Annotated in this window: 14 protein-coding genes; 7 read left to right on the forward strand and 7 right to left on the reverse strand. The window is 43.5% G+C overall.

Translation table 11 applies throughout. The features are described 5' to 3' along the window. Positions 1–286: 286 nt before the first annotated feature. Entirely contained in the window at positions 287–1,507 is a 1,221-nt protein-coding gene (chrA, locus tag AC5590_RS08210; RefSeq protein ID WP_169268485.1) for a chromate efflux transporter, read from the reverse strand. Between the two features lie 95 nt (positions 1,508–1,602). After that, positions 1,603–2,550: a zinc-binding dehydrogenase gene (locus AC5590_RS08215; RefSeq protein ID WP_169268486.1), complete on the reverse strand. Its 948-nt coding sequence runs from the start codon at positions 2,548–2,550 to the stop codon at positions 1,603–1,605. Between the two features lie 474 nt (positions 2,551–3,024). Between AC5590_RS08215 and AC5590_RS08220 the strand changes: the two genes are divergently transcribed. The 5 genes from AC5590_RS08220 to AC5590_RS08240 are packed head-to-tail and all read left to right on the forward strand — an operon-like array spanning position 3,025 to position 5,663. Beyond that, positions 3,025–3,861 carry a dienelactone hydrolase family protein gene (locus AC5590_RS08220; RefSeq protein ID WP_169268487.1) on the forward strand — a complete coding sequence of 279 codons (837 nt, stop codon included), beginning with the start codon at positions 3,025–3,027 and terminating at the stop codon, positions 3,859–3,861. After that, positions 3,845–4,021, forward strand: a complete 177-nt coding sequence (locus tag AC5590_RS08225; RefSeq protein WP_169268488.1) for a hypothetical protein — start codon at positions 3,845–3,847, stop codon at positions 4,019–4,021. The genes AC5590_RS08220 and AC5590_RS08225 overlap by 17 nt, the downstream gene beginning before the upstream one ends. Before the next feature lie 6 nt (positions 4,022–4,027). Then, entirely contained in the window at positions 4,028–4,432 is a 405-nt protein-coding gene (locus AC5590_RS08230; RefSeq protein ID WP_169268489.1) for a hypothetical protein, read from the forward strand. An 11-nt stretch (positions 4,433–4,443) separates the two neighbouring features. Beyond that, a complete protein-coding gene (locus AC5590_RS08235; protein ID WP_169268490.1) occupies positions 4,444–4,860 on the forward strand; it encodes an HNH endonuclease in 417 nt (138 codons plus the stop codon). A gap of 2 nt (positions 4,861–4,862) precedes the next feature. Continuing rightward, a complete protein-coding gene (locus tag AC5590_RS08240; protein ID WP_169268491.1) occupies positions 4,863–5,663 on the forward strand; it encodes a class I SAM-dependent methyltransferase in 801 nt (266 codons plus the stop codon). A 279-nt stretch (positions 5,664–5,942) separates the two neighbouring features. Here AC5590_RS08240 and AC5590_RS08245 read toward each other — a convergent pair whose 3' ends face one another. Then, positions 5,943–6,167: a hypothetical protein gene (locus tag AC5590_RS08245; protein ID WP_169268492.1), complete on the reverse strand. Its 225-nt coding sequence runs from the start codon at positions 6,165–6,167 to the stop codon at positions 5,943–5,945. A 9-nt stretch (positions 6,168–6,176) separates the two neighbouring features. Between AC5590_RS08245 and AC5590_RS08250 the strand changes: the two genes are divergently transcribed. Together AC5590_RS08250 and AC5590_RS08255 are read left to right on the forward strand one after the other, a co-directional pair. Beyond that, positions 6,177–6,566, forward strand: a complete 390-nt coding sequence (locus tag AC5590_RS08250) for a type II toxin-antitoxin system RelE/ParE family toxin (protein WP_169268493.1) — start codon at positions 6,177–6,179, stop codon at positions 6,564–6,566. Beyond that, positions 6,559–6,888: a helix-turn-helix domain-containing protein gene (locus AC5590_RS08255; RefSeq protein WP_169268494.1), complete on the forward strand. Its 330-nt coding sequence runs from the start codon at positions 6,559–6,561 to the stop codon at positions 6,886–6,888. The genes AC5590_RS08250 and AC5590_RS08255 overlap by 8 nt, the downstream gene beginning before the upstream one ends. A gap of 417 nt (positions 6,889–7,305) precedes the next feature. On the opposite strand, the gene AC5590_RS08260 is transcribed toward AC5590_RS08255, so the two are convergent. The 4 genes from AC5590_RS08260 to cydB form a co-directional block, all read right to left on the reverse strand. Then, positions 7,306–7,479: a hypothetical protein gene (locus AC5590_RS08260; RefSeq protein WP_169268495.1), complete on the reverse strand. Its 174-nt coding sequence runs from the start codon at positions 7,477–7,479 to the stop codon at positions 7,306–7,308. After that, positions 7,466–8,434, reverse strand: a complete 969-nt coding sequence (locus tag AC5590_RS08265; RefSeq protein WP_169268498.1) for a protochlorophyllide reductase — start codon at positions 8,432–8,434, stop codon at positions 7,466–7,468. The genes AC5590_RS08260 and AC5590_RS08265 overlap by 14 nt, the downstream gene beginning before the upstream one ends. A 215-nt stretch (positions 8,435–8,649) precedes the next feature. Further along, positions 8,650–9,891, reverse strand: coding sequence for an FAD/NAD(P)-binding protein (locus tag AC5590_RS08270; RefSeq protein ID WP_169268496.1), 1,242 nt, complete (start codon positions 9,889–9,891; stop codon positions 8,650–8,652). A 196-nt stretch (positions 9,892–10,087) separates the two neighbouring features. Further along, the gene (cydB, locus tag AC5590_RS08275) at positions 10,088–11,101 is read right to left on the reverse strand and encodes a cytochrome d ubiquinol oxidase subunit II (protein WP_169268497.1); all 1,014 of its coding nucleotides are present in this window, start codon (positions 11,099–11,101) and stop codon (positions 10,088–10,090) included. Positions 11,102–11,312: the final 211 nt, after the last annotated feature.

An 11,312-nucleotide genomic window follows, 5' to 3' on the forward strand; every position in this document is an offset into this window, starting at 1 on the left:
TGCTGGCATTGAGTCTTTGCTTTAAGATCCACATTACATGCCTAGGACATTTATTATTCTCGGCTTCGGTAGCAATTTTATCAAGGTCAATAGGTCGATGCAGTACGATATGATATTTAGTCATAAATATTACAAAAAATATTGCCTTTCATTATCAAAAATTAAGCCAGAATATTCAATAAGGTTTTTTACCAGGTTACCAGTAGCGCTTAGCTTCAGTTGATCAATAACATTACGTATCATAGAAACGGCTTGCACCGTTTGTCTATGATATTTTTGGGGGTAATCAGATCGCACCGTTCAAAAATCGTGCCACAAATCCCACGAATCCACCCCCAAGGACTAACCAAGCTGAGTTGATTTTGAAGCGAAAAACAGCAATTAAACTCAGGAGTGTCAACACCACAGTCAACCAATCTACAATTGCAGCGCGTCCCAAGGTATAGGTAACTACTGCCATCAGTCCCAAAGAAGCTGCATTTACCCCATCTAAAAAACTACTCACCCAAGAAGATTGACGTAGCTTAGGAACCCAAGGGTTAACGATCCATACCAAAACAAAGGCAGGCAGAAAGATACCAATTGTTCCGGCGATCGCTCCTGCATGACCTGCCAATAGGTAACCTATAAAAGTAGCTGTGGTAAATACTGGACCTGGTGTAAACTGACCAATAGCGATCGCGTCTAAAAGCTGTTGAGAAGTGAGCCAATGGTTCTGTTCTACGAGTTCCCTTTGTAAGAACGCTAACAGTACATAGCCACTACCGTACAACACAGAGCCGATTTTTAAAAAGAACAAAAACACCTGAAGCCAACTCACAGAAGTAGCGACAGTTGCACCTCCGGTCTGTCCCATAACTAGAGAAATAGGTAGTAACCAAGCTGCTGATGTTCTATTTTTACTCTGCCACAGATTTTTGAAAAACATTACCCCTAGCCCAGCCAGCAGTAGCAACAGCAGTTCATCCACCTTGAGGAAAAAGGCGATAATTACGGCTATTGCAGCAATAGTTGTTGGAATATCCTTAATAGCTTTTTTACCCAACAGCCACACTGCTTGTACGACGATCGCAATAATTACGGGTTTAATACCATAAAGTAACCATTCAACTTGAGGAATGGTTTGGTAGCGAGCATAAATGGCTGCCAGAGTCCAAACAATAATCATGGCAGGTAAAATGAAGCATGAACCAGCAACGAGCAGTCCAAGCCATCCAGCTCTCTCATAGCCAATATGAATTGCCAACTCAGTAGAATTGGGACCAGGTATCAGGTTGGTTATACCTAGCAAATCTAAAAGCTTCTCGCGGCTCAACCATTGGCGACGAGTCACCACTTCTGAATCCATCATTGCGATGTGGGCTGCGGGACCTCCAAAGGCGATCGCGCCCAATTTCAAAAAAACAAGTGCTAGTTCTTGAAGTCGTTGTTTTTGTTGTTGTGGATTTAATTCAGCATAAGGGATTGACTGTCCAGCCAACTGAGTATCTTCAGCATTTTGAGACATTGGTTCCAACCTTCCTTCTGATGAAATGGATCGTTCGTATCTCCCCCGTTGCTAAATATAGCTAGATTCGGCTCTAAATTATACTCCAGGATTTTTCAATTCGTGACGTGCAGTACTGCCTTACCAGGAAAGCCCCTATCGAGTAGTTTTTGTGCCACCTCAGCTATTTGTGTCCAATCAGCTTCTAAATCGATGTGAGGACGCAATTGTCCTGATTGTACTAAATTTGCCAGCCGTTTCAACCCAACTGCTGCCGATTCTCGTTGTAGTTCATGAAACAATATAAAACCGTATAAACTCGCACCACCTGTACCATAGAAGCGTTGAGCGTTGAATGTTACTTCATTTCCCCCTGAGGTGCCAAACAGAATAATCGCCCCATCTGGTGCCAACAAACCGAGGGCTGTTCCCAGGACATTCCCGCCTACTGACTCTAAAATCAAATGATATGGACCGTACTCACTGGCTGCTGAAACGTCTTCACCAATGACAACAGAACGCGCCCCAGCGTCTTTGACAAAAGCTTCGTATTCTGGACGGCGAATGTGTGCGACAACCTGCGCCCCACTCAACCGTGCTAACTGGATGGCAAAGTTACCAACGCCACCGGATGCACCTGTAATTAAAACTGGACGACCAAGAAGCGAACCACCTTTGAGTAAAGCATGGTAAGCCGTTAAACCTGCCACAGGTAATGTAGCAGCTTGGGCAAAGGATACTGAAGGTGGTAATTCTGCTAGAGAGTGGGTGGGTACAGACACCAATTCTCCCCAAGCACCAGAACGAAGAAAACCAACTACCCGCGTTCCTTGAGCTGGTCCGGAACCATCAGCGGCAGGAGTTTCAACTGTTCCCGCTAAGTCCCAACCAGGACGCCAAAGCGCTTCAGCAGTAGTGGAACGTCTGATTTCACCTCGGTTGAGAGAAATTGCTGCTACCCTAATCACCGCCTCATTAGCAGCAGGTGTCGGTGCATCAACCTCACGCAGTGCCAAACGTCCTGATACATTGGGATCGACAACGACGGCACGTATATTACTCATGTTGAAAGTCTCCTGAATGAGTTTGAAAGTTATGACTTGATCTACTTTCTTGAGAAAGAATAGTAATAATTTCGCTCAGTAAATTTGTCCGGACTTAAAATACAACAGTTTGGATCTGCATAGAAAGCTTTACTTAGTATTCAGCTTCTAACTCACAAACCAATTTCAGTGATTGAGTACTATTACAAACTTCACTAAATCGATAGATTAATTGTATTTTCTAATTTAGAACAATATCACAGCAAACCTTAACAAGCAAGCTATCTGCTTCAACAAGAACCCCGACTTCTCGCGAGAAATCGGGGTTCTGAAGATTGTTGGCAACTCAATTTACGATTATTCATGATATGAATTTAATAGTTAGATTACCTAACTATTCTATGAACCCGATAGCTACTTGATGAGACACCATTTCCAGCAAAAGCGATACCATAAAGGCTTATTGCTCTGCTGGTCGCATAACTCAAGAGAATAATGAAACAGATAACGCGCCGTAAATTTATTGCAACAGCTACTATAGCAACAGGTTTTGCCTTAGCAGTACAACCGGTTTCTGCCAAAGTCATCACCACCGATAGCAAAGGATTAGTCACGGGTGCGGTGAAAATACCTGTTCAAGATGGCGAAATTCCGGCTTACAGGGCGATGCCTGCAAAAGGTGGAAATTTCCCGATTGTCCTAGTTATTCAGGAAATCTTTGGTGTACACGAACACATTCAGGATGTATGCCGTCGTTTTGCTAAGTTAGGGTATGTGGCGATCGCACCCGAATTATTTGTGCGTCAAGGTGATGTCTCGAAGTTAAGCAGCATCGAAGAAATTCGACCAATAGTAGCTAAAGTGCCAGATGCTCAAGTGTTATCCGATCTCGATGCCACAGTAGACTGGACTGTGAAATCATCAAAGGGCAATAGCAATAAGTTGGGGATTACAGGCTTCTGCTGGGGTGGTCGTATTACCTGGTTGTATGCGGCACACAATCCTCAAGTTAAGGCAGGTGTCGCTTGGTACGGGCGACTGGTAGGCGATGTCACTGAACTAACACCCAAGCACCCCATCGATATTGCCTCTGGGCTGAAAGTTCCTGTTCTCGGACTGTATGGTGGCAAGGATACAGGGATTCCTCTTGATACTGTCGAACAGATGCGCGTTCGCCTGAAGTCCAGCAGTAGCAAATCGGAAATCATTGTCTACCCAGATGCACCCCATGCCTTTTTTGCCGATTATCGCCCCTCCTACCGGGAGAAAGAAGCGAAAGAAGGCTGGCAACGACTTCAGGATTGGTTTAAGCAGCATGGAACGAGTGGGTGAGGATGGAACTTACGGGAACCTTACTGGCTGTACGTGGTATTTAACTGTGCGAGAATTTGGAATCGTAGCTTTATTTCTGTCGCGCTGTACTAGTAATGTGGAAGATAATGTGGAAGATAATGTGGAAGAAAGTACCACCAGAAATAGCACAAGAGTGTGAAATTCTATGACGACTCAAATTATCTTGAACTTACCAGATGAAGTCTACAAAAAAGCCGAACATTTTGCCCAACTCACTAACCGTGCTGTGGGTGATATTTTGACGCAAGCAATAGCACTTTCTCTGTCTCCAGTCAGTCCCCAGTCTACATCGATTGACAGCAAAGAAACTCCCTCTATTGTTTCTTTATCTGATGAAGAAGTTATCGCCCTCACCGAATTACAGATGGAGCCAGAACAAGACCAAAGGTTAAGCGAATTGCTATACAATCAACAAGCTGGGACACTTGCCGATACTGAGCATTCTGAACTTTGGACTTTAATGCAAGTTTATCAAGAAAAACTATTACTTAAAGCTCAAGCTTTACGTGAAGCAGTCCAGCGAGGTTTACGAGAACCTTTAGATGCGTGAGTTCAAGCTGGATGTCAGAAACACTGAGAGAAAAAATTCGCACTCAAGCAGGTAATCAATGTGGTTACTGTCGTAGTTTACAAAAGTATGTTCTTGGACTTTTAGAAATTGAACACATTATTCCCAAAGCTAAAGGAGGTACAGAGGATGAAGATAATTTATGGTTAGCTTGTCGCCTGTGTAACGGTTATAAAGGAATTCAAACTGATGCAATAGATCCAGTAACTGGTAGAAGAGTAAAGTTATTTAATCCCAGGAAACAAGAGTGGTCAAGACATTTTGAATGGGGTGAAGATGGGACTCAAATTATTGGACGTACTGCTTGTGGTCGAGTTACAGTTATCGCCCTACAACTAAACAACATTGTATCAGTTACAGTTAGACAACAATGGGTATTAGCGGGTTGGCATCCTCCAAAAGAAATTTAATTATGAATAAGTCCAACTACTACGACAATATTGCACCGATCTATGACCAAACGCGCTGGTTAACACAAACAGTAGCAGAGGCAGTCGCTGACTTTATTGTTGAACTTGTTGGTGCGACACTAGAGACATCTTTTCTAGAACCAGGCATTGGCACAGGATTGAATGTTCTTCCTCTGGTCAGACGTGGCTATGCTGTAACGGGAATTGATGTCTCTGAAGAAATGCTTAATCAGTTGCGTCAGAAATTAAATGGAACTCCTCCCAATTTGAAGCTGATCCACGCTGATGCTTCACAGTTACCTTTTCCAGATAACAGTTTTGATGTTGTATTAACTGTTCACATGGTTCATACTGTCTCTGAGTGGACAGCATTTTTAGATGACATTGATCGAGTACTGAAGCCTGGAGGTTTTTATCTCAATTGTCAATGGATTACCCCACCAGCCAGAAGAGAATTTGAAGGCTATTTCAGAGAGATACTGTCCAAATATGAAGGTTCAAAGCCAGAATCAAAGCGTGTTGATGCGCCAATACAAGATATAAATGTGGAAGGATATTTACATCAAAAAGGTTACGTATCAAATTACTTGGTAGCTAAGGAATGGATCGTTAGCAATACGGTTGAGGAGTTACTAAGTTTTTTCCAATCCCGTGCATATGGTTTCTGTTGGCAGGTATCAGATGAAATCTTTGATAAAAAAATGAAAGACTTTCAAGAGTTTTGTATCAGGCATTATGGTTCTTTGGAAAGAATTATTTCATCAAAAGCTAAGTTTGAAATATGGGCTTATAGAGCAGTATAACACTATAAATTACGTAAAAAATCAGCACTGATTGAGTCAGAATTCAGAATTGATAAGGAGTGTATTATGATTGGTATATTCATTTAGGACTCCTCCGGCGCAATTAATAACGCTAATGCCACTTTTGATACTTAACACCTTCAGTCGCGGACTGATCGGATCAAAGGCGATGCACGGTGCCATCCAGCCGATGCCAGAAATTGCTGGAGTTGCATCCGCTACGGTGGGATTTATGCAAATGCTGAGCGGTGCCTTAGCCAGTGCGCTTATCGCCTTCCTCTATGACGGACGAACAGCGATGCTCCAGCAGGGAGCGCTAGCATTGCTGATCGCCATGTCCAGTGTGATGGCAGTGTTTGCGATACGCGTTTGCGAAGCGCCCCCTTCGGGGCTAGCGTCAAGCCTCCGGCTTATCGCCTCCCTCGCCGCATATGCTGGACTCGCACGCCCCGCCGCAGCAAAGTCGTGAACGCTATCATTGACAAAATATGCCAAAACTAGCATACTGTCAATATGAGTTTTTCACTAAAAGCAGTTGAGTGGGTTGGAAGCTCGCTTGATGATTTGAAAGAGTTCCCAGAAGAAGTTCAGCAGGTGATGGGTTACGCTCTTTATTTAGCTCAGTGTGGCGAGAAGCATAATTCTGCAAAACCGCTTAAAGGATTTAAAGGTGCTGGAGTATTGGAAGTTGTAGAAGACTTTGATGGCGATACTTACAGAGCCGTTTACACAGTGAAATTGGAAGGCGTGGTTTATGTTTTACACGCGTTTGAGAAAAAATCAAAGCATGGTATTGCTACGCCAAAGCAAGACATCGAACTAATCGAAGCAAGATTCAAACGAGCAAAACAGCATCACGCCCAGAACTATAGCGCCAAGCAAAAGGAAGAGAAAAATGACTGAGGAAATCAACGTCAAAGCAAGTAGTGGTAATGTTTTTGCAGATTTAGGTCTAGCTAATCCTGATGAGCTACTTGTTAAAGCAGAACTTGCACGTCAAATTAGCGAAATCATCACCAAACAGAATATGACTCAAATTGAAGCTGCGGAACTTTTAGGAGTGGATCAACCTAAGATTTCTGCCCTAATGAGGGGAAAACTATCAGGTTTTTCAACAGAACGACTTTTCCGATTTTTGAATGCTTTAGGTTGTGATGTGCAGATTATGGTGAAGGCGAAACCAGAATCTCGAAAACACGCTCAGATAAAAGTTTATACTCTGTAGTAGGATAAGTTAACTTACCTAAAGCTGTTTTAGGAAAAAAAACATGGCAGTTGAATTTGAATTTTTCGGGAGCATCCCAAATGTGTAAAATTATTTGATTTTGTAGTGCGGAGAGCAGCGCCTTGCGGAGAGCAGCGCCTTGCGGGGGTTCCCCAACGCCAGACGCCTCTGTCGGGAAAGCCGTCATTCGCGCTGGCTCCCGTTGTGGCGACTGCGGGGCATCTTGCCCGCTTCAGTTAGAAACTAGGGAGCATCTTGCTCCCACTACCGTTTTTTGCAAAATTGGGATGCTCCCAATTTTTGTAGGTGGCACAGAGGTAATTTCTGGCATAACGTTGCTCTTTATACTTGTATGCTCATTGTAATAATTTTTATAACATGTGTGTTACGAGTATCTTTGATTTCATGAATCACTTATTACGCAATTACCCAAGCAGCATGTATATAGCGCTTCTCATTTGAATCAAGTACAGATTTATCTGCCCATCCGCTGATTAATTTTCCAAGGGTGAAGGCGATCGCCCCAAGGGCAGACTTCTGGCGGCGTATCGCCACAAACAAAAAAGCACTATCTTCCTTACGCCAATCCAACCAACTTGGCGCTTAAATCCCAAAGTTTTTGAGCTTTTTTATCGTCTAGCGCCTCATTAGACATCTCTTGCTCAAAAGACTTGCGATTGGGCTTTTGTCGATTCCCCCAACTCCAATATGAACCAGATTTGTTGTATTCAGGATCAGCTACGACTTGGGCGACGCGATCGCCCGCCAATTCCTCAGACACAAACCCCCCTGTGATGTTCTTCTGGAAAAGTGGGAATAGTTTCTGGAACAGGGGAAAGTGGTTGCGGAACAAGCCTGTTGTTGCTACACATCCGGGATACAGAGAACTGAATATGATATCCGTTGACTCATGATAGCGCCGATGCAGCTCGCGCATGGTCAACACATTGCAGAGTTTGCTATCCTTGTATGCCTTACCGGATTTAAACTTCTTGTTGTTAATCATTGAGATAGGCGCTTTGAAACCTGCTTCAAAGCCTTGGAGATCGCCCAAGTCTGGAGGCGCTGGAATCGGAATCTTACCTCCCAACTCCTTAGGATTAGCTGTCACAGTGCCCAAAATGACGAGTCGAGGCTCTTTCGCACCTGAGTTTTTCAGATCCTCTAGCATAAGGTTACACAAAAGGAAATGTCCGAGGTGATTCGTAGCAACGCTCAATTCATATCCGTCTGGGCTGTACAAAGGTTCTTTTAATAAAGGCAGATAAACTGCAGCATTGCACACCAAAGCATCCAAGGATCTACCACTTTCCCTAAAGCTGTTCACAAACTGGCGAACACTGTCTAAGCTAGCTAGATCCAGATGTATGATTGTATAGGTGTCAGGCGACATTCCTAAGCTTTGAGCCGCGTTTTCTGTCTTCGGGATATTTCGACAAGCCATAATCACATACCATCCCTTTTGGGAAAGCGATCTCGCCGCTTGCAAACCGACTCCTGATGATGCACCTGTGATCACAACCGTTGGCTTTTGATGTTGTTCCATTTCGCTCACACTTGGTTGACTCTGTTGACTGTTTCTTAGGATCTCACGCCTTGGTTGTAAGATGTCAATTAATTTAGTCACTGGGTTTGGGACACTATTAGTGAGCGTAGCCAAATGTGTAGCGGACCGTCATGGTAACGCTGATGCCAAACCATAACACAATTGTACTGACCAAGTTCAAAAAGCCACTTTTTTTTAGACTATACACTAAAGTATCAAGCACTTCTGGCATAAGAAAGCGCAATACGTGGTTTGATAATCGCTGGCACAATCTTCTCACTCGTCATTCTCGCACCTGATAGATTGCGCGCTGTTGGTCCTACTTGCAAAGCAGCTAACCCACCCATCAGAAATAATTCGCAACCTTGCCAACGCAGATGAGTATCCAAAACGGGCAAGCCATTAACTATCGGAATTGGGTAAGTTTGTAAGATTTCAGTCAGTAGTGGTTCAGCAGTTACATCGAAGCGGGTTCCTGTTGATAACCAAATGCTATCGCACTCATATTCGCTACCATCACCACACTTCACTATCCAAGTCTTACCCAACCACTCAGCTTTCAGCACTTGGCAATTTTCATCAATTCTCAAGTTCCCGCTACGCATTTCTCGGCGTAGTTGAAACACCATCGCAGGCGTCATAGAACCACCATTACGCGCTTGCTGAATCATAGAAAAGCGCTTTTCAAAATCCAACTCTTCAAAAAACCCTTTGAGATACTTTGGTCCCAACCAACCCGGTTCAGCGTCAAAAAGTTTTTCTTGCAAGTGTCGTCGTATCATCAGATGAACTTTTGCACCACGAGAAATCGCACCGACTGCTAAATGTCCACTTGTCAACCCACCACCTACAATCAATACTCTTTCACCTGTCAATCGCAATTTACCTAAATCCACTGTTTGTGAATGAAAAAGTTTATCCTGGGGATATCCTGACGGAATCTCTTTTAGCCAATCTGGTATTTGAAGTTTTCCGTTACCAGTTGCCAGCACCACCCGCCGCGCAGTCAAGGTATGTCCGTCTTGCAACCATAAGCGAAATTGTGGATGAATCGGGTGAGGCAAAGGTTCAATACGAGTTACTGCACTGGTATAAACTTGATTTTCTAATTGGAAGCGGCGAATGACATCAAAGCAAAAATCTTCAAATAATTTAGTTCCTGGCAAATCGTAGGGAGCAAACAACTCATGAGAACGCGATTCCGCAAATTTCCGCAAAGCAAACGGATTAGGATCAGGATGATGAACTGCAGGGGAACGCAAGTGAGGAATTTCAAAAGCTGCAAATTGATGTTGCCATCGCCTTATCCAGCTGCCACTGGGGTCAAGTACCATAAATCTACCCCGCATAGTCTGCCGTTTTTGCAGCAGATGGGTGATTAAAGTAAGAGCGTGAGGTCCAGCACCAATAATTGCTAGATCAATTTTACTGGGAAGGGATGGTGGAGGAGTTTCCATGCAAGCTTAACTATTATGATAATCATTTTCATAATAGCTTTGAGATTAAACTTCTTGCAAAAGTCTGGTTCATAGATATTTAGAACCACAGATGAGGACACTGCTGTAAGCAGGTAACGCCTGACAATCCAGCAAGTGTCCGTTGAATTATCCGTGTTTATCTGGAGCAGACTCTCACAAGTCAGTCTCCAATACTTTAACCCTCGTAATGACCGCCAGTCACTTTGCCCCGGAAAACAATGTACTGGTAAAGGTTATAGAACAGCATGATGGGGATGAGGAAGCCAATGAAGATAATCATAATAACAAGCGAACTGGGGTCAGCAGATGCTTCATAGATGGTAATCTTCACTGGAATGATATAGGGGAAAACAATCAACCCCAGTCCCAGAAATGTGAGAACGAAAAGAAGAATTGTCCAGAGAAAAGGTGCTCTTTCTTCTTTACGGTTTAAGCTTTGGAGAAGTTGCCAAATGAGCAGAACTCCTAATATTGGAATAACGGCAAAGATGTAAACGAGTGGCTGCTGAAACAACCGCATCCTTACACTTTCATAAAATATTGGTGTTGAAATTGTGATGAAAATGGCACCAATTAATGTAGTCCAAGCTGCAATTTTAGCAGTTCTGTAGTGATTTGTTTGCAACTCCTCTGTCGTTTTCCAAACCAGATAAGTTGAGCCAATAAGGACATATGCTTGAATTAAAGTCAGAGCTACCAGTACAGACTGCCAACTCAGCCAATCCCAAGATGTCCCAATAAAGTGACCAGCCTCATCAACAGCAATCCCTTTTAGCACAGCACCAAGGGAGAAACCTTGACCAAGTGCTGCAACAAAACTCCCTGCACCAAAGGCAAAATCCCAAAAGAGTTTTCGGTTTGATAGCTCCCGAAACTCAAACGCTACAGCCCGAAAGATAAACCCAAATATCATAACAAAAATTGGGATGTAAAGCGCATTGAGAATTGTGCCATAAGCAAGCGGGAATGCTCCAAAAAGACCTCCTCCCATAAGAACCAGCCAAGTTTCATTCGCATCCCAAATGTTGCTCAAACTTGTCATTAAAATGCCACGACGTTCTTGATCTTTTGAAGTTAGAGATAAGATACCTACCCCTAAGTCAAATCCATCTAGCGTCACATACAGCAACAAGAATAAGGCTAAAACCACAAACCATACCTGGGGCAGAAAATACTCTAGCGTCTCCATACAACCTCCTTTGGATGTAGTGTATTGTTGAGAGCATAAATGTGTTAATTTTCAAATTCTTCAAAAATCCAAAGAATTGATGATTTAAATTTTGAACTTTGAATTTTGCGGAAAGTTGCCAGGAGGAGCCAGTACTGCAGGAGGGTCTCCCGACCTAGGTATCTGGTGAGACAGCGCTGCAGGAGGTGAGACCAGTGCTGCGGGAGGGTCT

It is taken from the genome of Brasilonema octagenarum UFV-OR1, from assembly GCF_963888615.1.
GTDB classification, from domain to species: Bacteria; Cyanobacteriota; Cyanobacteriia; order Cyanobacteriales; family Nostocaceae; genus Brasilonema; species Brasilonema sennae.

Bases quoted from the DNA above. Each gene is read 5' to 3' on its own strand.
- chrA (WP_169268485.1), bottom strand. From the start codon at position 1,507: ATGTCTCAAAATGCTGAAGATACTCAGTTGGCTGGACAGTCAATCCCT.
- AC5590_RS08215 (WP_169268486.1), bottom strand. From the start codon at position 2,550: ATGAGTAATATACGTGCCGTCGTTGTCGATCCCAATGTATCAGGACGT.
- AC5590_RS08220 (WP_169268487.1), top strand. From the start codon at position 3,025: ATGAAACAGATAACGCGCCGTAAATTTATTGCAACAGCTACTATAGCA.
- AC5590_RS08225 (WP_169268488.1), top strand. From the start codon at position 3,845: ATGGAACGAGTGGGTGAGGATGGAACTTACGGGAACCTTACTGGCTGT.
- AC5590_RS08230 (WP_169268489.1), top strand. From the start codon at position 4,028: ATGACGACTCAAATTATCTTGAACTTACCAGATGAAGTCTACAAAAAA.
- AC5590_RS08235 (WP_169268490.1), top strand. From the start codon at position 4,444: ATGTCAGAAACACTGAGAGAAAAAATTCGCACTCAAGCAGGTAATCAA.
- AC5590_RS08240 (WP_169268491.1), top strand. From the start codon at position 4,863: ATGAATAAGTCCAACTACTACGACAATATTGCACCGATCTATGACCAA.
- AC5590_RS08245 (WP_169268492.1), bottom strand. From the start codon at position 6,167: ATGCTAGTTTTGGCATATTTTGTCAATGATAGCGTTCACGACTTTGCT.
- AC5590_RS08250 (WP_169268493.1), top strand. From the start codon at position 6,177: ATGAGTTTTTCACTAAAAGCAGTTGAGTGGGTTGGAAGCTCGCTTGAT.
- AC5590_RS08255 (WP_169268494.1), top strand. From the start codon at position 6,559: ATGACTGAGGAAATCAACGTCAAAGCAAGTAGTGGTAATGTTTTTGCA.
- AC5590_RS08265 (WP_169268498.1), bottom strand. From the start codon at position 8,434: ATGGAACAACATCAAAAGCCAACGGTTGTGATCACAGGTGCATCATCA.
- AC5590_RS08270 (WP_169268496.1), bottom strand. From the start codon at position 9,891: ATGGAAACTCCTCCACCATCCCTTCCCAGTAAAATTGATCTAGCAATT.
- cydB (WP_169268497.1), bottom strand. From the start codon at position 11,101: ATGGAGACGCTAGAGTATTTTCTGCCCCAGGTATGGTTTGTGGTTTTA.